This window comes from Streptomyces siamensis, from assembly GCF_039543605.1.
Taxonomy (GTDB): domain Bacteria; phylum Actinomycetota; class Actinomycetes; order Streptomycetales; family Streptomycetaceae; genus Streptomyces; species Streptomyces siamensis.
This window is the reverse complement of the sequence record NZ_BAABKB010000016.1, coordinates 220,282-242,006: the sequence shown is the minus strand read 5'-3', so window position 1 is coordinate 242,006 and position 21,725 is coordinate 220,282. Positions and strand designations below refer to the sequence as shown.

Genomic DNA, 21,725 nt, shown 5'->3' with positions numbered 1-21,725 from the left:
CCTCACGTGGCGTGATGCCGCATGGTCGGTGGCGTGGAAGAACATCTGACCGTGGGGCGCGTGGCCGAACTGGCCGGCGTGAGCGTCCGCACGCTGCATCACTACGACGAGATCGGCCTCGCGCGGCCATCCGCGCGGACCGCGGCGGGATACCGGGCCTACTCGGCGGACGACTTGGAGCGACTGCGGGAGGTGCTCGCCTACCGGCGGCTGGGCTTCGGATTGCGCGAGATCGCGGATCTGGTCGACGACCCGGCCACCGACGCGGTCGCGCGCCTGCACCGGCTGCGCGGTCTGCTGCTGGAACAGCGCGACCGCGCGGCCGCCATGGTGACGGCCATAGACAGGGAACTGGAGGCACGGGCAATGGGGATCAGGACGACGCCGGAGGAGCAACTGAAGGTGTTCGGGGCGCAGTTGTACGAAGCCATCGGGTCCGCCTACCCAGCGACGCGACGCACCGAGCCGCGGATCGCCGCGAGGGTCTGGGACGCGCTCGGGGACGCACGGACGGTGCTGAACGTGGGTGCCGGCACCGGCTCCTACGAACCCCCGGACCGCGACGTGACCGCGGTGGAGCCGTCGGCGGTCATGCGGGCACAGCGTCCCGCGGGGGCGGCGCCGTGCGTGGCCGCCGCCGCGGAGAGCCTCCCGTTCGAGGACCAGTCCTTCGACGCGGCGATGGCCTTCAGCACCGTTCACCACTGGCAGGACCCGATCGCCGGGCTGCGCGAGATGCGGCGCGTGGCCCGCCGCGTCGTGGTGTTCACGCACGACTCAAGTGACACCGGCTGGCGTCAAAGGTTCTGGCTCTCCCGCGACTACCTGCCTGAGGTCGCCGACCTCGTCGCCGGCCGCCCCTCGGTGGACCAGCTGGCCCGCGCGATCGGGGCTCGCATCGAACCGGTGCTCATCCCGTGGGACTGCGCTGACGGCTTCTTCGAGGCGTACTGGCGCCGGCCCGAGGCGTACCTGGACGAACATGTGCGCCGCGCGGTTTCGGTATGGACCAGGGTCGGGCCGAAGGCCGAGCAGCGGGCGGTGGACAGGCTCCGAGACGACCTGTCCTCAGGCCGGTGGGTCGAGCGCAACCGCGACCTCGTCGATCTCTACGCGGCGGAGCTCGGCCTCCGCCTGCTCGTGGCCTGAACCGTCGTGCGCGAGACGCCGCAAGCGGGCTGACCCGCCGGAAACAGTAGCCGAGCGGCCACCTCGGACTGCCGACCGCCGAGCCGCACCCGATCGGGCCACGCCGGCTTCACTGCGGCGGACCTTCGAGTCCGTCGACCATGGTGAGGAGCACAATGAGGTTCGCCTTCGTCGTCCTCGTGGACAGGAGCGGAATGCAGCCCCAGCCGTATGAAGAGGTGACCGGCGCCGCAGAGATTGCGGCACGGCTGCGGCACGTCTACTGGATCGGGGGCGGAAGCGGTGCAGGCAAGTCGACGACGGCCCGCCGACTTGCCGACCGCCACGGTTGGCGCTTCTTCGCGACCGATGACGTGATGCACGAGCACGCGGGGCGGACCACGTCCGAGGAGGCCCCGTTCCTGCACCGGTTCATCGGCATGAGCATGGACGAGCGATGGGTGAACCGCTCTCCGGAGGTCATGCTCGAGACGTTCCACTGGTTCCGGGGTGAGGGTTTCGGTCTGATCGTCGAAGATCTCCTTCGTCTGCCGCAGGAGCCGTGCGTCGTCGTCGAGGGGTTCCGGCTGCTCCCGCACCTCGTGAAGCCTCTGCTTGCTGCTCCTGAGCACGCCGTCTGGCTCCTCCCCACCCCGGAGTTCCGCGAGGCGGCCATCCTGAGTCGGTCGGCTGCGGAAGAAGGATTCGTATCGAGGACCAGCGATCCCGCGCGGGCCGGCCGCAACCTCGCCGAACGCGATCGCATGTTCACACAACGCCTCCGGGACGAAACCGAGCGCCTTCAACTCCGCACTGTTCAGGTCGACATCACGATGACGGAAGATGATCTCGCCGAGCAGGTGACCACAGCGTTCCGGCTCTGACGTCGGCCGGCACACCGAGTGGCGATCTGCCTCGCGGTCGCCGACGTCCCGCCGCGTCACCTGTCACGTGCCGTGATCTTTCGACCACTCTCAGTCACGGCCGATCGGGCTCCGACCAACATACTGGGATAAACTGTGGCAAACGCACCTGGGGCCCGTCGGTCCCTCGTGGCGCAGCCGCCCCGACCGGTGCGGAGCGGCGGCCAACGCTTGCTCGAACAGCAGGATCTACATCACCGGGGGACAGACGTCTTCCCGCATTCCGCTCCCCCGTAGGCCGGCTCTCATGGACCTCAACACCATCACCGAAGTAGTCCGCCGACCGTGCGAGCGGCCGGGTATGGACTGGCACGAGGGTGACGCCTGGCTCGCAGGCGGAACATGGCTCTACTCCACGGAGCAGCCGGACCTGCGACGGCTGATCGATCTGACGGCGTTGCGTTGGGAGTCCCTTGTCACGACGGACGAGGGACTGGAGATGAGCGCCACCTGCACCATTCGCGACCTGTACGTGTTCCCATGGCCGGAGGGCTGGACCGCCGGAAGTCTCTTCCGGGAGAGCTGTGAGGCGTTCCTGTCCTCGTTCAAGGTCTGGAACGCGGCGACGGTAGGCGGAAACATCTGCATGTCCTTGCCCGCCGGCCCGATGATCACGCTGACGGTGGCGCTGGAGGCGCAGTACGAACTGTGGGCGTCGGACGGCTCCGTGCGCTTCGTCGACGCCCTCGATTTCGTCACGGGCGACCACCGCAACGTCCTCGCGCCCGGGGAGATCCTCCGTCGCATCACCGTTCCGGAGCACGCACTGCGCAAACGGACCGTACGGCGCCGTTTCACGCTGACCCGGCTCGGCCGTTCGACCGTGTTCCTCGTCGGCACGCAACGGCCGGAAGCGAGAGACCTGTTGCTCACCATCACCGCCGGCACCACGCGGCCGGTCCGCATCGCCTTCGACTCCCTGCCCGATGCCCGAACCCTGCGGCAGAGCATCGACGCCCTACCCGCCGACGTCTGGTTCGCCGATCCCAACGGAACCCCTGACCACCGCCGGCATCTGACACGGCACTTCGCCGAAGAGATCCGCCGCGAACTCACGGCTGGGGACCTGGCATGAACTACCACGTCAACGGCAGGGAGTTCGACCGGGAGCCGGCCCCCGGCCAGTGCCTGCGCACCTTCCTGCGCGAACTCGGTCACTTCGGCGTCAAGAAGGGCTGCGACGCGGGCGACTGCGGCGCCTGCACGGTGTGGCTGGACGGCACGCCGGTACACAGCTGCATCACCCCCGCGTTCCGCGCGGACGGCCGCGAGGTGACCACGATCGAGGGCCTCGGACGACCCGGCGCCCTGCATCCCATGCAGCGGCAGTTCGAGGGGGCTCCTGGGTTCCAGTGCGGCTTCTGCACCGCAGGGATGATCATGACGTCGGCGACCTTCACCGAGGACCAGAAGGCGGATCTGCCGAGGGCATTGAAGGGCAACCTCTGCCGCTGCACCGGATATCGGGCGATCGAGGACGCCGTGAAGGGCGTCAGCGCGGTGGAGACGGCAGCACCGGGCAAGGCCGTCGGGACGAGCGTCGGCGCGCCCGCGGGCCACGACGTGGTCACGGGTCACGCCGAGTTCACCATGGACACGCAGATGGACGGCATGCGGCACCTCAAGGTGCTGCACTCACCGCACGCGCACGCCCGGATCCTCTCGATCGACAAGAGGGCCGCCCTCGCGGTGCCCGGCGTGCACCGGGTCTACACCTGGCAGGACGTACCCCGCAGACGCTTCACCACGGCGATCCACACCGACCATCTGGTCGACCCGGACGACACCCGCATCCTCGACGACACGGTCCGCTTCGCCGGCCAGCGCGTCGCAGCGGTCCTTGCCGACACGGTCGGGGCGGCGGAGGAGGGCTGCCGGCGTCTCACGGTCGAGTACGAGGTGCTGCCGGCGGTGTTCGACCCGGAGGCGGCGATGGCCGACGGCGCACCCCAGCTGCACGGCTCCCACGATCCGTTCGTCCGCGACCCCGTGCACAACATCCTGCTCGAACTCCACTCGCGCGTCGGCGACATGGAGGCGGGATTCACCGAGGCCGACGTGATCCACGAAGGCACCTACTTCTCACCGCGGGTGCAGCACGCGCATCTGGAGACCCACGGTGCGATCGCCTGGATGGAGGACGGCCGGCTGAACGTCCGCACCAGTTCGCAGTCACCGTCGATCGCCAAGGTCAAACTGGAGTATCTGTTCGCGCTGCGCCCGGACCAGTTGAGGGTGTTCTGCAAGCGCGTCGGCGGCGGATTCGGCGGCAAACAGGAGGTGATCGCCGAGGACCTGGTCGCACTCGCCGCCCTGGACACCGGACGGCCCGCCTGCCTCGAGTACACCCGTGAGGAGGAGTTCACGACGGCCTCGCCGCGGCATCCGATGACTCTGACGGTCAAGCTCGGGGCGAAGGCCGACGGAACGCTCACCGCCGTCCAGGTACGCAATGTGTCGAACACCGGCGCCTACGGCAACCACGGCGGCGAAACGCTGTACGCGGGCGGAGCCGCCGTCATGATCTACCGCTGCCCCAACAAGCAGTACGACGCGTACTCCGTCTACACGAACACCGTGCCGAGCGGCGCGCTGCGCGGTTACGGGATGACGCAGCCGGCGTTCGCCGTGGAGTCGGCGATGGACGAACTGGCCCGCGCCCTCCACATCGACCCGCTGGAACTGCGCCGCCGCAACATGGTCCGGCCGGGCGATCCCCTGGTCGCGATGGACGACGGCCCCGACGACGTGATCTTCACCGAGGACGGACTCGCCAAGTGCATCGACCTGGTGGAGGACGCACTGGCCCGGACGGCCGACCGGCCGCCTCCCGGCCCCGGGTGGCTCGTCGGAGTCGGCGTGGCGAGTTCCCTGCACGAGACCGCGCCCCCGACGGAGCACCTCTCCGAGGCCTGGGTCACGCTGGGCGACGATCTCATCTACGAACTGGCCGTCGGGACCGTGGAGTTCGGAGAGGGAACCTCCACGGCCCACGTCCAGATCGCGGCCCATCAGCTGGGCACGACGCCGTCGCGGATCCGCCTGGTGCAGTCCGACACCGACCGCACGGGTTTCGACACCGGTGCCTTCGCGAGCGCGGGCCTCTTCGTGGCCGGCAACGCGGTCCTGCGGGCGGCCAACGCCGTGCGCGACCGCATCCTGCACTTCGCCGCGGCACACACGGGCGTCCACGTCGTGATGTGCACGATGGACGACGACGGTGTCGTCTGCGGGGACCGGCGGGTGTCGCTGGCAGAACTCGTCGCGCTGGCCCGAGCGCGCGGAATCCGCTTCACCGCCGCACGCAAGGCGTACGGCTCGCCCCGGAACGTCACCTCCAACACGCAGGGCTTCCGGGTCGCCGTGCACCGCGTGACGGGCGAGATACGGATCCTGTACAGCGTGCAGGCGGCGGACGCCGGGGTGATCATCAACCCGGTACAGGTCCGAGGACAGGTGGAGGGCGGCGTCGCCCAGGGAATCGGCTTCGCGCTGACCGAGAACCATCACGTCGACGACAACGGCGTCATGACCAACCCGAACCTGCGGAACTACCGCATCCCGACCTACGCCGACATCCCCCGCACCGAGGTCCTCCTGGTGGACTCGGCGGACTCGGTCGGGCCCATGCGGGCGAAGGGGATGGCGGAGTGCTGTATCAACCCCGTCGCCCCCGCGCTCGCGAACGCGGTGCACGACGCCACGGGCGTCCGTTACCGGGCCCTGCCGCTGACTCCGGAACGCGTCTACGGCCGACTCCCCGCGGAGCAGTCGGTGTCGGCGGGTTGAGCCACCATGAACGCCGAACGGAACGTAGCCGCCGCAGCGACGGCGATCATCGGCCAGAAAGTCCTGCCCGGGATGGAGCAGGAATTCGAGTCGTGGCAGGAGGACCTCAACACCGCGGCCGCCTACTACCCCGGTTTCCTCGGCGCCGAGATCTCCCCGCCGACATCTCTGCAGCCCGACTGGGTCATCGTGTACCGGTTCGACTCGGTGGCACATCTGCAGGCGTGGATCAACAGCGGGACCAGGCAGACGTTTCTCGACGTCGGCGCCAAGTACTTCGACGGTCCGGCCACGCAGCAGGTGGTCAGCAGCGGCACCCAGTCACTGGATCCGCTGGTCACCGTGGTGGTCACCCACCGCGTCCACCCGAACCAGGTCGACGAATTCCTCGACTGGCAGAACCACATGGTCCAGGAGGAGAGCAAGTTCGAGGGGTTTCGCGGGACCGAGCTCTTCCGCCCCATCGAGGGGCTCCAGGAGGAATGGACCACGCTCTACCGCTACGACAGCGCCGAGCACCTCGACGCCTGGCTGACATCGCCCCAACGCCAGCAGATCCTGGCCGAGGGCGAGAGATTCAGCGACTTCAATCTGCGTACGATCGACAACTCGTTCGGCAGCTGGTTCGCCTTCCAGGGAAACGGCAAGGAGGCACCGCCGCCGCCCTCCGAGGCCAGGACCTCCCTCGCCATATGGGTCGGCCTGTACCCGACCGTCGTACTGCTGACGCTCGCGCTGTCCCCACTGCACATGCGCCTCTGGATCGGCCTGCTCGTGGGCAACCTGCTGTCGAGTTTCCTCATGAGCTTCCTGACCATGCCCTACTACGTGAACCCGCTGCTCGGCCGATGGCTGCGGCCACCCCCGAACGAATCGGCGACGAGAACCAACCTCCGCGGCCTCGGCCTCGTCGCCGTGGCCATGGCCTTCTGGGCGGCCGTCTTCTACCTCGTCACGGTCCGGTTCTGGACGCTGCCCTGACCGGCGCCCGCACGGACGGGCACCTGCCGGGAGACCTGTCGGCGAGGTCCTGCGGGGATGCCGGTGTGTGAACTCTCCGGCGTACGTCCGCAGGTGGGGTGTTGCGCCGCCCCGGGCAGCGAACTCGGCGGCGGTCCGAATTCGAGGTACGAAACTCCCGGGCCGCTGCCCACCGACAGGGGTGCGATACGTTGCGGGCCATGACTGAGCTCGGACCCAGCACCTGGCCACCTGCCCCGATCCGGACCGAGCGGCTCGTGCTCCACGAGTCCGGGGCCCGGGACCGTGCAGCGTTCATCGAGCTGTTCGCCTCGCCCGAGGTGGGCACCTACATCGGAGGCGCTCGATCGCGTGACGAGGTCGAGCGCGCGGTGCCCGAGGTGCCTGGACGACGCCCTGGCCTTTTCGTGGTCGATCTCGACGGGGCGATGATCGGCATGATCACGCTGGATCGGCGCGACGCGGAGCGGCCGGGCCACGTCCGACCGGATGGCGGGGAGGCCGAACTCGGCTACATGTTCCTGCCGCGGGCGTGGGGACGCGGGTACGCCGCTGAGGCATGCGCGGCGGCACTCGACTGGTTCGGCGGCGCGTTTCCCGGCGAGCCGGTGGTGCTCTGCACCCAGACCGCCAACGACCGCGCGATGCGCCTCGCGGCGAAGCTGGGTTTCACCGAGGTGGAGCGGTTCGAGGAGTACGGCGCCGAGCAGTGGTTCGGCGTGTGGTCTGCCGATCCAGCGGGCCACGACGGGGCCCGGACATCAGCGGCGGGGTAGTTCGGGGACGTCGGCGGCGTTGGTGCAGGGCCGGAGGTCGATCCGTGTCCGTGGCAGCAAGGTGGCTCACCGTTCCTTGCCGGCTCACCCCGCAGCACAACGGGGCCCGGCGATGCGCCGAGCCCCGTTCACTGCCTTTGGCTACGTCTTGTCAGCCGCGGACGATGTTCTCGGCCTGGGGGCCCTTCTGGCCCTGGGCGACGTCGAAGGTGACCTTCTCACCCTCGACGAGCTCGCGGAAACCGTTCCCGGCGATGTTGGAGTAGTGGGCGAAGACGTCCGGGCCGCCGCCGTCCTGCTCGATGAATCCGAAGCCCTTCTCGGCGTTGAACCACTTCACGGTACCGCTGGCCATGCTGCTGTCCTTCGATATAGCCGGAATGCCCGGCTGGTCTATGAAAAGGGGACGCCCGCGAGCGAGCAACACCCCGCGTCTGTTCTACACCACCCACTGCTCGTCATAACAGCAGGTCCATGCCTCACGTTGAAACGATCGCTGGTGAGGGCCAGGAAACAGGGTGTTCTGCGCGGCTCACGCGGGACCCCAGGACCGTGCACGCCGACCCGCCGCCCGACAGGGCCCGGCCGCTCGCCCCGGGTCCCTGCGGCACGACATAACGGGCACGAGTCGCCGTAGGGCCGGGCATCACCGGCGATGGCCGGCCTGCCTCGTCGCCTGCCGAAGTGGTCGGGGAGGGAAGTGATTCGGCGGACTTCCTGTCAGGTTCTGGCAACTAGTTGGCACTTGGGACGTGAGAAGGCAGCACGCTCCTACCGTGTCTGCCACGGCGGGCGGGCATCCGCCCGGCCGAGCGATGGAGGGGAGCAGACCGTGGCCAGTGTGGAAGTTTCGCTCAAGGAGCTGATGACGGCCGTCGAGGGATCGGTGGGGGCCGCCGTTGTGGATTACAGCAGCGGGATGGCGCTGGGAACCCTGGGCGGAGGGGCCGACCTCGACCTGATGGTCGCAGCAGCCGGAAACACCGACGTGATCCGCGCGGAGGTCCGGGCCATGGAGCAGGTGGGCCTAGGCGGGCAGATCGAGGACATCCTCATCACTCTTGGGCACCAGTACCACCTCATCCGGCTGGTGACCGGCCGGGACGGCAACGGCCTGTTCCTGTACCTGGTGCTGGACAGGGCCAGGTCCAATCTGGCCATGGCCAGGCATCAGCTCAAGAACGTGGAGCAACAGCTCGCCGTGTGACGGAAATCTTCGCGTGCCTGCGATGTGAAGAGTTCTGCAACTCTCCATATCCGCATTCCGCCATTTCGCGGAACCGGGCGGTGTACAGGTGCACGATCGGTTGTGCGGGGCGGGACACGCGAGTCTCCCGCCCCTCCCCGGCATCCCCTCTCGGGGTCCTCTCTGACGCGCAGGGAGCGTATGTCTTGCAAGTTCCCCTCTATCAGGCCAAGGCCGAGTTCTTCCGGATGCTGGGGCATCCGGTGCGCATCAGAGTGCTGGAGTTGCTGCAACACGGTCCCGTCTCCGTGAGAGACCTGCTCGCCGACATCGACATCGAGCCGTCCAGCCTCTCCCAGCAACTGGCGGTCCTGCGCAGGTCGGGCATCGTCGTCTCGATCCGTGACGGAAGCACGGTCAGCTACGCGCTCGCCGGCGGTGACGTCGCCGAGCTGCTGAGGGCCGCCCGGCGCATCCTGACGGAGCTGCTGGCGGGACAGAACGAACTCCTCGCCGAGCTTCGTCAGGCCGAGCCGCCCACTGCCGTGCCGTCCAGCAGCGGCTGACAGGCGGCGGCTGTCCTCGCCCCCGCCGAACCGGTCCAGCCGATGGCCGGCCCAGCGCTCTGCCGTCTCGTCGGGCACTCGATCTGGTCATCTGTGAGTCCCGTCCGCTCGGCTCGGGATGCATCCCTGGGACTTGCGGGCGCTGCTGCGACACTCTCGAGCAATGAGCAGGACCTTGCTGTCGCCGCTCCGGCTCTCCGGCCGCCCATGACCCCTACGGCTGTCCCGCCGGTTGTCGCATACCGGTCGGAACGGCGTCACTTCTCTCTTCCGCTCCTGCGGGCCGGTCGGACGCCCGCAGTGGGCATCCAGTGCCGACGCGCGTGGCCAGGTCGGCCCGCAGAGCGGCGAGTTCGGCGATGCGGGCGTCGACGACCTGGATCTTCTCCTCGAAGAGCGCGGACAGCGCTACCGCGGTGTCCGGTGCCTCGCGCAGTTTCTCGCCGTTCCGCGCGATCTCCGACAGCGAGAATCCGAGCGCCTGCGCAGTGCGGATGTATTGCAGCCAGGCCACCGTCTCGGGTGGAAAGTCGCGATACCCGTTGGGCAGACGCCGGCCTGCGACAAGGCCGACCTTCTCGTAGAACCGGATGGTGTCCCTGGTCATGCCTGCCTGCGCGGCGAGCTCCCCGATACGCATGCCCCTCCATCGGATGTCGGGCTTGACCTTGGACCGTACTCCACTGTTTAGCGTGAGGCATCGCTGCCGAGACACCAGCAGGAGCCTCATCGTGAGTCGTCTTCGCGCCCCCGCGCACCCCGGCTATCCCCGCCTCGTGCGCGCAAGCGCCTGGTACGACCTGGCTGTCACAGCCGGATTCGCAACTCCCTGGACCTACGCCGTGGTTCACGACGCATTGTCGTCGTGCGGCAGCGCGCTCGGACTTGGCGCTCTGCCCGAACTCGACCCGTGGCAGATTCTGTACGCCGATCTGATGGGCTCGGTGGTGGTCGTCTGGGCCGTTCTGCGGATCGTCAGGCCACTGCCGGAACACGGCCTGTTCGACGGCTTCGCGCGCACCCTGTTCGCCGCATGGCAGGCGTATGCCCTGGCCCACGGTGTGTCGCGACTCCTGTGGCTGTTCTTCAGCGTCGAGGTGGCGTTCGGCGTCCTCCAGCTCGTGCCGTGGAGGTGGGTCCGAAGCGCGGACCTCGCGGGCAAAGATGCCGGCTCGACCGACGGACGCGCACTCGGCACAGCGAGTCGGTGACGTAGGAGCACGCGAGCACGCGAGCACGCCCACCCCGTGCCGCTCGCCAGTGGACGTGTCCGCGCGATGCCACGCGTCATCGGGTCTGCGGACGCCATTCGAAGAGCAGGATGGTCAGGTCGTCCCGCAGTTGGTTGCGCTGGTAGTCGAGGATGGCCTGGATGAGCAGCCGCAGCACCTCGGCCGGGCGCTCTCCGGCGGCGTGGGAGCGGATGATGAAGTCGGTGAACCGCTCGAGGCCGAACTCCGAACCGTCCGCGTCGCGCGCCTCCACGACACCGTCGGTGTAGAGCAGGACGCAATCGCCCGGTTCCAGGGTCGTCTCGTGGACCTGCCGGCCTGCTGGGGCGAATGGGCCTGCCAGGCCGATCGGCGGCTGTGGGGGGCTGTCCAGCGCCCCGGCGAGCACCCGCTCGGCACGGATCAGCAGTGGTGGCGGGTGACCGCAATTGACCCAGCGCAGCACTCCGGTCTCGGCATCGAGCCGACACAGCACGCCGGTGCAGAACTGGTCGGGCAGCCACTGGGCGAGCGCCCGGTCGACGGAGCCGACGACGTCGGCCAGGTGGCCACCGCCGCGGCGGGCGTTGCGCGCCGCCGCCATGGCGACCGACGTGGTCAGGCCGGCGGTCAGATCGTGACCCATGGCATCGAGGATCATGGTGTGCAGGATGTTCTTGACCACCGAGTGGTCGAAGGCGTCGCCGGCGACGTCGTACGCCGGTTCCATCGCCGCGGTCGAGACGCACCTGGTGCTGCCGATGGTGCGGGGCGGCAGGAAGGCTCGCAGCATCTCGGCGGGCAACTGCATGGTCGCGGTGCGGGTACGGGCGGCGAGCCAGTCGCTGTAGGCGCGTTTGGAGGTGATCAGCATGGCGAGGAGATGGGCCAGCATCCGGATGCGCCGCATCCGTATCCCGTCGAGCGAGGCGGTCCGCACGGCCAGCACGCCCAGCCGCTCCGCGCCGTCGACCAGGGGCATCCAGAGGATCAGGCCGTCGTCGGCCTCGGCCACCCGCGGGGACACGGTGCGGTAGGCCCAGCCGGCCGACGAGAGATCCACGGGCAGCGGCTCCAGAGCCTCGTCGAGTGGGATGAGAAGCCGTTGTTGCAGGTCGACGAGGTAGATCAGCGCGGTGTCCAGGCCGAGGGACGAGGCGCACCGGTTCGCCAGGGCGGGCAGTTCGACCGGCAGGGCCGTCTGCGCCTCGACGATCAGCTCTTCCAGCCGGTTCTCGTCGATGGCGGTGTCGGGACCGGAGGGCGCGTGCGGCGGATCCGGCACGGGGATCACCCCTTCCATGCCCAGTCTCACACCGACCCCGGCCTTTCTCACGTCAGGCAAGCGCGTGACGAGGGCGAGAACGGTCGGCTGAGCTCGACCGGGCCCCACCTCATGCGCCAGCCGTGTGATCAGCCAGTTCGGCGTCGCCCACTGATCCTGCAGCAAACGCGCATGTCCTCGTACCGTGGGGACGGCTGGCTCCTCCCCTCCTGGGCCTCCACCCTCGACCGGCACGTCCAGGCCGACGACACCCGCCTGCGCCACGCCCTCCGCAGCCCCGGTCACCGACTCGGGTTCGGCGGCGTGCTGCACGCCTTCGGCGGGGCCGGCCGCGGGTGGTTCTTCCTCGTGGCCTCCACCGTCGGCCTGGTGGCCCTCGTGTTCGAAGCGCGGCTAGCCCGCGGCCTCGCCCGCCTGGCCACCGGCGAGCAGGCACGCCCGATGCGATGGCCTTCTGCTGCGCGAACCGGACGCGGGTGAGGCCTACTTGGTGCTGTACCGGGCCGACGATCCGGACGAGGCTGCGCCGAGGCTTCTGCGGCTCGCGAAGAAGCGGCAGGCACGACGCCTCCCTCCGACGGGCGTCGCGGACGTTCACGGCTTGCTCTCTTCCGTCACCGTGCTCGTGCCGTGGATCGACGGCTCACCTGTGGGGCCAGGAGCGATGAATCCTCGACGTGTACGCGGCCACGCCGCCGACGGGTTCAGGGCGGGTCGACGAAGAAACTGTCGTGACGCAGCAGGAACTCCCGCAGTTCGTCGCCGCCGCGATGCGCCACCTCGCCGATCTTCTCGAAGTACTCCTCGCGGGGCGCACCGGGCGTGAAGAGAAGAAGCATCGACGCCGGCTCGTCGGCCTCGTTGTGGAAGGCGTGCAGGCCGCCGGGCGGCACGTAGAGGAAGTCGCCGGGACGGGCGGTGATCCATTGGTCGCCGTTGAAGAGGTTCACCGCCCCGGAAAGGATGAAGAACGACTCCGAGATCGACCGGTGGAAGTGGGTGCTGGGGCCAGGGGAGGCCGGGCCCAGATCGACCCGGTACAGGCCGAACTCGCCGCCGGTGGATGTGTGGGTGGCGAGGTAATGGGTGTGGTTGCCCGTGGGTGAGGTGATGTCGGGCGAGGTGTCTGCGGGGCGGAACAGAGCGGTGATCTCGCCCTGTGCCCCGAGGTAGCGGGGCTCCGGGTAGGACATGACCGGTCGTCTCCTCCTTCGCTGTCGGTCGAGACACGACATGAATCCAGCCTGCCTCGCTGAGGGCGGTGCGGCCTCCCGGGGCCCGTGACGGGTGTGTGCCGCTACGGGTGGTCGGCTCGGATGCCGAGGAGGGTGACGGCGTTGGTGTCGAGGATCGCGCGGGCCTGCTCCGGCGGGAATATGGCGTGTTCGACGTAGCTGACGGCGGTGCGGAAGAGATCCCCCGCTTCGTAGGGAAGTCCGTCCCGAGGACGATCCGGTCTACGGCAGCGCGCAGGGCCGGGGTGTGCCCGTGTCCGACGCTGTCGTACCAGAGGCGGCGCGCGGCAACGGACGGTTTCTCAGGGGTGTCGGGTGCTTCCCAGGCGTACTGATTCCGGGCAGCGTGGCGCCAACGCAACCCCGCACTACGGATTCACTCGAGACCGGATACCTCTGCCCATAACTGGACGCTTCTCCCATCTGGTGACACACTCGCGCCACTGACGCCGTGTCACCGCCGCACGAGGGGGAGCCTGCCGGTGAGCGAGTTACTGAGGATCGGCGCACAACCACGGACGGCAGGCGGAGACTGGCGGTCGCATGGGATCGTCTGACGAAGTGCGATGGCTCGATCTCGCGGAGCCACGAACAAGCCCTTACGCCACGAACGCCACGGTGGACGGGCTGATCACCTCACTGGACCGGCAGCGAGTCGTACTCCATTTCGCCGGGGGCCCGCTCGATCGCAATGCCATGGCCTCCTCGATGGGTGATGTCGCGGAGGCCTACGGCGGGGCCGGCGCCCATTCCCTCTTCGTCCTGCAGAGCGGTGGACTGAGGGAGACACTGACGCGGAACTTGCCCCATGTCCTGCGTGAAGCCGTCTTCGAAATCGTCCTGAAGCGCGTGCTGTTGTGCGTGCTCGGCAAAGCAGCGGAGCGCTCGGTACCCGGCGCGCGCGGACGGTCACGGTCCGGCAACCTGCCCGTCCCCTCTCCCCATCGCGTGGCCGTCGAACTCAACAGCATGGAGAAGGACGGAGTCGAGCCCTACGCCTCGCTGACTCCGCCGACGGGCATGTCCCGGTTGACCGACGCCGAGTCTCAATGGCTCGCCCGCACGCTGTCGCAGGACCAGCAGCTACGGAGCCTCGGTCGCTCGGCGAGTGCCACTGACAGTGAGTTGTTGATGTCCTTGACGCGCGCCGAAACTCCGGGGGCAACCGAGGGAAGGCACAGTTCCCGTACCGGATTGGAAGTCGCCACTGGTCTCCTCGTCCGCAAGGTGGTGAATGCGGCCCGGGCGGTGATCGAACGATTCCGGACCGGTACCCATCACGGCCTCTACCCCACAGCCGTCGAAGAGATTCTGCGAGAGTTCTGCCTCACCCACCTGGGTGCCGCACTGTGGTCCGGAATGAAGAACGAAGCAGCCACCGCGTTCCGTTCGGACGAGGGAAGTCCCGCGGGCGTCGGACGCTACTTTCTGGACCGCTTCATCGAGGCCGTCGCGGTACCGGAGCGCAAGGACGTCACGGTGGTGGGCCACGGCTCCGGCACCCCGTTGATGAACGCGTTCCTTGCCGCCTTCGACGCCAGACGAGGCTCGGCCGACAGTCCCCTCCCTGCCGACTTCCGGATACGCAATGTGGTCGCCCTGGCTCCGATGTGCACCTTTCCAGAGCTGGCGTCGACACTCCGCAGAAGGAACACGGCCTTTGAACACTTCCGGTTGTTCGCGTTGACGGACGAGGCCGAGAAGGCCGATCACCTCGTTCCTGTCGCCTATCCGCGGTCACTGCTGTACTTCGTCTCCGGAGTGCTTGAGCGCGATGCCAACGGCATGAGCGCGGCGGTCCCGCTGTCTGGCATGGCACGCTGGTACGACTCCGGGCAGGTCGTGGGCGGGCCCGAGGCCGAGGAGGTACGTGCCGTCGCCGACGCCGAGCCCAGTGCGTTCGTCCGGTCGCCAGGAGCGGAGTGCGGGGCGCGCTCCCATGCGCAGTTCCGCGCGGATCCCGCGCTGCTCGCCAACCTGCAGCTGATGATCTCCGGTTGAGACGGGACGTCACATGCGCGAACATCACTACGCCGTGGTTTCCGGCATCAACCGGTACGTGTCGCTCGACGACCTGCACGGCCCGGTCAACGACGCGGAGGCGTTTCACCGCTGGCTCATCGATCCCTGTGGTGGCGACGTACCTGAGGAGAACATCATCCGGGTGCCGGCCTCTGGGGACACCGATCTCATCGATGCCGTTTCCGCCCAACCGACGGCGGACCGCATCTTCAGGGATTTCGTCGAGATCAACAACCGGCTGATCGCCACGTTGGAGTCCTCGCCGGAGAGTTGGGAGCAGTCTCGTCTCTACGGCTACCTGGCCGGGCACGGCACTGCCCCAGGTGGCACGGGGTGCGCCGTGCTGATGCCATCGGCTGACGAGCTCGGGCTGGTCAACCATGTCGAGGTCCAACTACTGGCCGACTGGTACGGACGATTCGGCCCCTTCAAGGAAGTCGTCTTCTTCGTCGACTGCTGCCGGGAAGAGCTCCATCTGCTTCCGTGCGGACCTCCGATGTTGCAGGCCTGGCGTCCCGATGATCTGCCCAGTGTCGTCCTCGGGCTGGCGGCCGAAAGAGGCCAGCAGGCGTTGGAACCGTCAGCCGCGGCCGACGGTCAACCGCTGCGGGGATACTTCACGACGGCTCTCCTGGATGGAATGCGCGCAGCCGTGGACTCGGCGGGGCGCGTGACGGTTCCAGGGCTCGACGATCACGTCCGCCGTCTCGTCCTCCGCTACTCGGACCGGCGCCAACTGGCATCTGTCCGTCTGCAACAGGGCATGCCCGTCATCGTGCGCCGCGAAGAAGCCACGGAGAAGTACCCGATACGGGTGCACTTCACGGACGACGTCAAGGACCTGGTGATCAGAGATGACTACGAGGACCTTCTGATCCGCGCCGACGCCCGGAGTGACACACCGTGGGAGCTGTCCTTGCCCAGCGGAACGTACTGGGTGGGTCCCAGGGACTACGCGGCTGGGGACCCGTACTGCGAGTTCTCCGTGAAGGGAAGGGGCACCGATGTCCACTACCCGACCGGCACGACGCATGACTGACCAGACCCTTCCCATGGATCTGCCCTGCGCGGCTCCACTGGCGGGCACGCGGCCGGCCCATGCGGAACACAAGAGGGCAGCGGGTCATTGGAGCCGTCACTCGACGCCGGGCTCAGTCAGTGAAGTGCCGTCGTTGGTCGTCCTGCTCCTCGGGGTGATCCCTTCCTCGAACCACGACAGCCTCTTCATGTGGCAGATCACGGACGAGGCAGGCCACGTGCTGCACCCTGACGCCTGGGAGGCGGGAGGAAGCGGTGCCGGGTCATGGGTGACCTGGAGTCGCCGTGTTCCGGCGGGCAGTTACCGCCTCGAATGGCGCAGCGGTGCTCTGACGCTGGCCCTCGCGCTGTGGGTGGAGCAGAACTGGACGACTGTCGCTTTCATTCCGGAGGGCAGGAGAGGTCTCGATCCCGTGCATGCCACGATCCACACGATTCCGTGGGGAGCGGCGTGGGATCCCGACGATGAGATGGCCCTCGCGCAGGAGGTCGTTCTGTCCGGCCTGCGACAGAACCACTGCCTGGTTTCCGTAGGGATGGTCGAGCGCCTGCTCGGTGACACTTTCAACCCTATGCAAGCCCTTGTGTGCGCTCGCGCGCTTCAGGCGTCAGAGCCGGCGGAGAGCGCCACAGAACGACGACGACAACTCCAGACCATCACAGAGGAATTGGTCCGGCGGATGCCCGGGCACCCCGATGTCCGTGTTCTGCAGCCGAACCTGGGCGGGCTGCGGGAGTCCGCCATCGGCACGCCTCCGGTCATGGCCCTTTCGTGCCTGCAACTACTGGCCCTCGATGCGGAGAGAGGTCCGGACGACAGGAGCCCACTCGTGCCGGGCTCCGCGGCCGAGTACGCGACCTCCCGACTCGCCGGCGCGGGCGTGTGGACGACCTGGCTGCGGCCGACCAGCCCGCCGCACCGAGACCCGCCCTTACCGGTCGACAAAACGGCGGCCTTCCTGCGGCAGGCCGCCTTTGTGAACGACCTCACCGTCGAGCAGGTCATCGAGCGACTGGGCGAGCAGGAAATCTGCCGCCGCACGCGGGTGCCGCGCCGTTTCGTCGTCCAGGCGGTCGAGCGAATCCGGTCCTCCCGCGTGAGCGTCTACGAAGCCTCGCCAACAACGGCTGGGCCGGGCAGAAGGGTGCGCATCGAGGGCGATCCCCCGACGCGGGACGCCGCGGTCAACCGCGCATACAGCGCATTGGGGTGCACATATGAGTTCTTCCTGACGGCCTTCGATCGCGATTCCCTGGACGGAGAAGGTCTGCCTCTCCAAGCGGTGGTTCACAGCGGCAAGACGTACAACAACGCCTTCTGGGACGGCGAACGGATGATCTACGGCGATGGCGACGGGGAGATCTTCGAGGACTTCACCATACCCATCGACGTCACAGCGCATGAACTCACGCACGGCGTAGTGCAGTACACGGCCAACCTCTCTTTCTACGGTCAGACCGGCGCGCTCCACGAGTCGATCTGTGATGTGTTCGGATCACTCGTGAAGCAGTACGCGCTGGGTCAGACGGTGGGTGAGGCGGACTGGCTCATGGGCGCCGGTCTGTTCACCCCCCGCGTGACCGGGCTGGCTCTGCGCTCGATGAAGGCTCCTGGCACGGCGTACGACGATGACGTCCTTGGAAAGGACCCTCAGCCTGCGACCATGGACGGCTATGTCCGCACCGGCCGCGACGACGGTGGTATTCACATCAACTCCGGCATACCGAATCACGCGTTCTATCTCGTCGCCATCGCCCTCGGCGGTCACGCCTGGAACAGGGCCGGACAGATCTGGTACGACGCCCTCACGGGTGGTGAACTCACGGAGCTGGCGTTGTTCTCCGACTTCGCCACCCTGACGATGCGTGCCGCACGCGAGCGATACGGCCAGGGCGAAGAACTTCAAGCGGTGTACAAGGCCTGGGAACAGGTCGGCGTACGGACGATGTGAACCAGAACCGATCAGGCCGACCGCTGGTGCCGCTCCGCCAGGCGACTTTGGCGGAAGCGGGCACGAGCAGCCAAGAGCTTCAGTCGGCGGCCAGCAGGTGGGCGGGAGCGATCTGGGAGAGTTTCCGGATGGGTACCGTGAGCGCGGCGCTGACCAGTGCGGTGGCGGCCAGCGTGGCCAGGAGTGCGGCGCCGGTGATCGCGAGGAGGTGTCCGTGCAGTACGCCCTGCCCGAGCACCATCACCGCCGCCAGGCCCAGCGCGGCGCCGGACAGGCCGCCCAGCAGAGCCAGTCCGATGCCCTCGTAGAGGGTGAGCAGGGCGAGTTCGCGGTCGGTCCAGCCGGTTGCCCGCAGTACGGCGAGATCGGCTGCGCGTTCGCGTTGTGAGAGGACCAGTACGTCGACGGCTCCCGCGGCGCCGAGCACCAATGACAAGGCGACGCTGAGGTAGTCGGCGGTCCGGGCCTGTGCCACGACGGCGTTGCCGAGCAGCGACCCTGCCACTTCGCCCTGGAAGGCGAGGGTCAGGGCGAGGAGCACCGTGAACGCGGCCACTCCGAGCGCCAGGCCCGCCGCGCCGAGCAGGGTGCGGCCTCGCATCCGCAGGAGGTTGAGCAGGGCCAGGCCGGCCACCGAGTGCACCGGGCGGGCCCGGCGGACCGCCGTGACCGGAGGCCGGACGGCCTGCATGGGGCCCAGCCGGGTGGCGAGCCAGGCCGGGATCAGGCCCGCGGCCGTGGCCAGCAGCAGCGCCACCGGGAGGACCAGGAGCGATTTGGCGCCGGCGTCGGGCTGGCCCAGCAGTCTGCCGAGCACGTACGCGAGCAGCGCCCCCACGGCCCCGGCCGCGAGGCCGATCACGGCCAGTTCGCCCAGGACCAGGCGGAGAACTTCCGCGCCGCTCCAGCCCACGCAGCGCAGCGTGCCGATCTCGGTGCGGCGGGAGCGTACCGAGGCCAGCGCCGCCTGGCCGAGGAACAGCGCGCAGACGACCAGGACCAGCGTGAAGAGGATGGCGCTCTTGGTGTCGACCGCCTTGAGGATCCGTAGTGCCACGCCTTTGCTCACCCAGCGCTCCGTCACGTGCGCCTTGGTGCTCAGCGCGATGGTCTGGAGGGTGGGCGAGCTGCCCACGGTCACGTCGACCTGGAGTTCGGGGTAGGCGGTACGGATCTTGCCGGCCACGGCGTTGACGCGTGCGCGGGAGGCGGCGTCGACGCCGGTCACTCCGGCCACCCGGAGCCTGATCGCGCTGACGGGTGACCTGTCCTGGAGGTTCGGGGTCCGGCGGCTCTTGGTCAGCGCGGTGATGGAGTCCATCGTGGTCAGCATGGTGGGGGGTGGGGTGAGGTAGCCACCCAGGTTGCGGTCGGGCCGCAGTGACGTGTCGTTCAGTGCGGTGCGGGTGGCTTCGTCGGCGCCGGTGACCTTGGGGGGCTGGTACGTCTCCAGCGGGGCCTCGGTCAGGGGCGAGAAGCCGGGCAGTCTGCCGGTGTCGAAGCGGCCGACGACGTGGAAGAGCGGGTTCGGCAGGCGACCGTAGTCGAGTTTCTCGCACACGCCCAAGCCGCTGCAGAAGGTGGAGGCGTGGCTGGTCACCTTCCGGTACTGCGGGCCCGTGTTCTCCTCGGGGACGTCCGCCACCGGTTGCTGGTTCAGGTTGGTCACCCACAGACCGGGTCTCTGCGCCGGCTGCGGCTGTACGACGAGTTCACCACCGGACGCGCGACGGTAGGTCACGGGGCCGACGGTCCAGTAGTTGGTGGCGTCGACCCCGTAGGTGGGCACCGCCTTCTCGTAGCCCTGGCTGAGGTCGACGGCGACACGGCCCACGGGTGTGCCACGCAGGTTCTTGACGAAGCCGGCGGCGGTCGGATTGCCCAGTCGTGAAGGCAGCTCGGCCGGGTCTCCGGTGTCGAGTCGCTCGACGGTGGCGCTGATCTTCCCCGCGGTCAGCGGGCGGCTGCTGAGCACCACCGGCACGAACGTCTCCCGCTGGCCGTTCGGGTTCTTCGAGGGCGGCACCACCTGCGGCTTGTCCTGTTCGGTGAGCATCCGGCCCGAGGTGACGGTGCGGCGCAGGCCCACCAGCCGATCCTCGGCCCGCGGGTCGACGGCGGAGAGCAGGACGGGGTAGGCGACCGGGATGTCGATGGTGGCTTTGCCCTGTCCCGACTGGCAGTTCATCCGCGAGTGCAGGTCGGGGTCGAACGCCGACCTGTCGCTGAGGTCCTCGGCGATGATGCTCTCCATCATCGGCAGTTCGAGGTTCCAGCGGGTCTTTTCCGTCTTGTCGCCGTTGAAGTAGAAGCACACGTTGTACTTCCCGTTCATCACGTACTGCCGCGTGCTCTTGTCGATCGCGCCCTTCTCCAGGGTGTCGGACTCGAACACGTCGTGCTTCCCCGAGGTGAGGGGGCTGCGGGTGAGGTACACGTACTGGTCGGCGGTGCGATAGGTGCTCAGGCCCGCGGTGAGCGTCGGAGCGATGCGCAGGATCTGCCGGGTCGCCTTGCTGTCGAGGAAACGGGACACGTCCACGGAGACCGTGTTGTGCACCATGAGGTAGCCGATGTTGGCGACCGGCGCCGCGACGTCGACTCCGCTCATACGCTGGATGCGCCGGTACTGCTCCATGGTGATGCCGCCGAAGGTGCCGGACAGGAAATTGGGCGCGACCAGGCCGCTTCGGCGCTCCACGTCCGTCTGCGAGTTCGGCGGCCGCACCAGGACGTCGTACGCGGACCGGGCGTTCTTCCGTACCGTGCCCACGGTGCTCGCCTGGCTCGTGTGCACGGTCGAGGTCAGCAGGGTGAAGCTGGTCGCCGCGACCAGGATCCCGGCGGCCAGCGCCGTCGCGCGCCCGCGCCGACGCCGGAGCTGCCCGATGATCATCGCTATCACGGGCGCAGACCTCCCAGCCGGTCGAGCACGTCGCCGGAAGGGGTGAGCCGCTGGTCCGAGGTGATCCTGCCGTCCTGCAGGCGCACCACGCGGTCGCCGTTCGCGGCGACCTCGGCATCGTGGGTGGCGATGAGCATCGTCATGCCGTAGCGCTCCCGCAGGGACATCAGCAGGTCGATGATCTCCCGGCCGATGACGCTGTCGAGGTTGCCCGTCGGTTCGTCGGCCAGCAGCAGTCCCGGCCGGTTGATCAATGCGCGTGCCACGGCGACGCGTTGCTGCTGGCCGCCCGACAACTCCGCCGGCAGAGCGTCGGCCCGCCCGCCCAGGCCGACCGCCTCCAGCAGTTCCGTGCCGCGTTCGCGCCGGTCGAAGTCGACCTTGCGAGGAAGTACGGGGGCCAGCACGTTGTCCAGCACGGTCAGCGCGGGCAACAGGTGAAAGCGCTGGAAGACGAACCCGATGCGCCGTCGGTGGCCGTCCAGGTCCCGAGGGCGCAGTTCCTTTCCGTCGATCTCGACGCTGCCTTCGTCGGGCCGGTCCATCCCGCCCGTCACATGCAGCACCGTGGACTTGCCAGCTCCGGACGGCCCGGTCAGCATCACGGCCTCCCCGGCCGCGACCTCCAAGTCGACTTCGTCCAGGGCGATCAGGCCGGGGTACCGCCGGCTCACCCCTCGCAACGCCACGCTCACAGCCATGGAAACAGCCCCCACTCCCCTGCATTG

At 68.4% G+C, this 21,725-nt stretch carries 19 protein-coding genes; 13 read left to right on the top strand and 6 right to left on the bottom strand.

Annotated elements, in window-relative coordinates:
* The first annotated feature begins 60 nt into the window (after positions 1-60).
* The 6 genes from ABEB03_RS21670 to ABEB03_RS21645 all read left to right on the top strand — a co-directional run bounded on the left by ABEB03_RS21670 (position 61) and on the right by ABEB03_RS21645 (position 7,597).
* Positions 61-1,149, top strand: coding sequence for a MerR family transcriptional regulator (locus ABEB03_RS21670; RefSeq protein ID WP_345652680.1), 1,089 nt, complete (start codon positions 61-63; stop codon positions 1,147-1,149).
* A gap of 194 nt (positions 1,150-1,343) precedes the next feature.
* Positions 1,344-2,012, top strand: coding sequence for a shikimate kinase (locus tag ABEB03_RS21665; RefSeq protein ID WP_345651673.1), 669 nt, complete (start codon positions 1,344-1,346; stop codon positions 2,010-2,012).
* A 286-nt stretch (positions 2,013-2,298) separates the two neighbouring features.
* Complete coding sequence (locus tag ABEB03_RS21660; RefSeq protein WP_345651671.1) at positions 2,299-3,126, top strand: FAD binding domain-containing protein; 828 nt, start codon at positions 2,299-2,301, stop codon at positions 3,124-3,126.
* On the top strand, positions 3,123-5,840 hold the full coding sequence (locus tag ABEB03_RS21655; protein WP_345651669.1) for a molybdopterin-dependent oxidoreductase: 2,718 nt from the start codon (positions 3,123-3,125) through the stop codon (positions 5,838-5,840). Before ABEB03_RS21660 ends, ABEB03_RS21655 begins: the two co-directional genes overlap by 4 nt.
* Positions 5,841-5,846: 6 nt before the next feature.
* Positions 5,847-6,821 carry an antibiotic biosynthesis monooxygenase gene (locus tag ABEB03_RS21650; RefSeq protein ID WP_345651665.1) on the top strand — a complete coding sequence of 325 codons (975 nt, stop codon included), beginning with the start codon at positions 5,847-5,849 and terminating at the stop codon, positions 6,819-6,821.
* 200 nt (positions 6,822-7,021) lie between these two features.
* Entirely contained in the window at positions 7,022-7,597 is a 576-nt protein-coding gene (locus ABEB03_RS21645) for a GNAT family N-acetyltransferase (RefSeq protein ID WP_345651660.1), read from the top strand.
* Between the two features lie 151 nt (positions 7,598-7,748).
* Here ABEB03_RS21645 and ABEB03_RS21640 read toward each other — a convergent pair whose 3' ends face one another.
* Positions 7,749-7,952 carry a cold-shock protein gene (locus ABEB03_RS21640; RefSeq protein WP_028801133.1) on the bottom strand — a complete coding sequence of 68 codons (204 nt, stop codon included), beginning with the start codon at positions 7,950-7,952 and terminating at the stop codon, positions 7,749-7,751.
* A 477-nt stretch (positions 7,953-8,429) separates the two neighbouring features.
* Between ABEB03_RS21640 and ABEB03_RS21635 the strand changes: the two genes are divergently transcribed.
* Entirely contained in the window at positions 8,430-8,804 is a 375-nt protein-coding gene (locus ABEB03_RS21635) for a globin family protein (protein ID WP_345651654.1), read from the top strand.
* Between the two features lie 185 nt (positions 8,805-8,989).
* Complete coding sequence (locus tag ABEB03_RS21630; protein WP_028801131.1) at positions 8,990-9,349, top strand: ArsR/SmtB family transcription factor; 360 nt, start codon at positions 8,990-8,992, stop codon at positions 9,347-9,349.
* 214 nt (positions 9,350-9,563) lie between these two features.
* Here the strand turns inward: ABEB03_RS21630 and ABEB03_RS21625 are convergent, their stop codons facing one another.
* Entirely contained in the window at positions 9,564-9,989 is a 426-nt protein-coding gene (locus ABEB03_RS21625) for a MerR family transcriptional regulator (protein ID WP_345651649.1), read from the bottom strand.
* Between the two features lie 91 nt (positions 9,990-10,080).
* On the opposite strand from ABEB03_RS21625, the gene ABEB03_RS21620 reads away from it, so the two are divergent.
* Positions 10,081-10,560 carry a hypothetical protein gene (locus ABEB03_RS21620; RefSeq protein WP_345651647.1) on the top strand — a complete coding sequence of 160 codons (480 nt, stop codon included), beginning with the start codon at positions 10,081-10,083 and terminating at the stop codon, positions 10,558-10,560.
* Positions 10,561-10,636: 76 nt separating this feature from the next.
* Here the strand turns inward: ABEB03_RS21620 and ABEB03_RS21615 are convergent, their stop codons facing one another.
* Positions 10,637-11,863 carry a PP2C family protein-serine/threonine phosphatase gene (locus tag ABEB03_RS21615; RefSeq protein WP_345651645.1) on the bottom strand — a complete coding sequence of 409 codons (1,227 nt, stop codon included), beginning with the start codon at positions 11,861-11,863 and terminating at the stop codon, positions 10,637-10,639.
* Positions 11,864-12,016: 153 nt separating this feature from the next.
* Between ABEB03_RS21615 and ABEB03_RS21610 the strand changes: the two genes are divergently transcribed.
* The gene (locus tag ABEB03_RS21610) at positions 12,017-12,325 is read left to right on the top strand and encodes a hypothetical protein (protein ID WP_345651642.1); all 309 of its coding nucleotides are present in this window, start codon (positions 12,017-12,019) and stop codon (positions 12,323-12,325) included.
* A gap of 224 nt (positions 12,326-12,549) precedes the next feature.
* Here the strand turns inward: ABEB03_RS21610 and ABEB03_RS21605 are convergent, their stop codons facing one another.
* A complete protein-coding gene (locus ABEB03_RS21605; protein ID WP_345651639.1) occupies positions 12,550-13,038 on the bottom strand; it encodes a cupin domain-containing protein in 489 nt (162 codons plus the stop codon).
* A 660-nt stretch (positions 13,039-13,698) separates the two neighbouring features.
* Between ABEB03_RS21605 and ABEB03_RS21600 the strand changes: the two genes are divergently transcribed.
* The 3 genes from ABEB03_RS21600 (at position 13,699) to ABEB03_RS21590 (ending at position 18,092) form a co-directional block, all read left to right on the top strand.
* Positions 13,699-15,081 carry a hypothetical protein gene (locus ABEB03_RS21600; RefSeq protein WP_345651636.1) on the top strand — a complete coding sequence of 461 codons (1,383 nt, stop codon included), beginning with the start codon at positions 13,699-13,701 and terminating at the stop codon, positions 15,079-15,081.
* A 13-nt stretch (positions 15,082-15,094) separates the two neighbouring features.
* Positions 15,095-16,141, top strand: coding sequence for a caspase family protein (locus tag ABEB03_RS21595; RefSeq protein WP_345651634.1), 1,047 nt, complete (start codon positions 15,095-15,097; stop codon positions 16,139-16,141).
* Positions 16,142-17,099: 958 nt separating this feature from the next.
* Positions 17,100-18,092 carry a M4 family metallopeptidase gene (locus tag ABEB03_RS21590; protein WP_425589289.1) on the top strand — a complete coding sequence of 331 codons (993 nt, stop codon included), beginning with the start codon at positions 17,100-17,102 and terminating at the stop codon, positions 18,090-18,092.
* A gap of 79 nt (positions 18,093-18,171) precedes the next feature.
* On the opposite strand, the gene ABEB03_RS21585 is transcribed toward ABEB03_RS21590, so the two are convergent.
* The gene (locus ABEB03_RS21585; RefSeq protein WP_345652676.1) at positions 18,172-20,988 is read right to left on the bottom strand and encodes an FtsX-like permease family protein; all 2,817 of its coding nucleotides are present in this window, start codon (positions 20,986-20,988) and stop codon (positions 18,172-18,174) included.
* Between the two features lie 5 nt (positions 20,989-20,993).
* Positions 20,994-21,698, bottom strand: a complete 705-nt coding sequence (locus tag ABEB03_RS21580; RefSeq protein ID WP_345651630.1) for an ABC transporter ATP-binding protein — start codon at positions 21,696-21,698, stop codon at positions 20,994-20,996.
* Between the last annotated feature and the right edge of the window lie 27 nt (positions 21,699-21,725).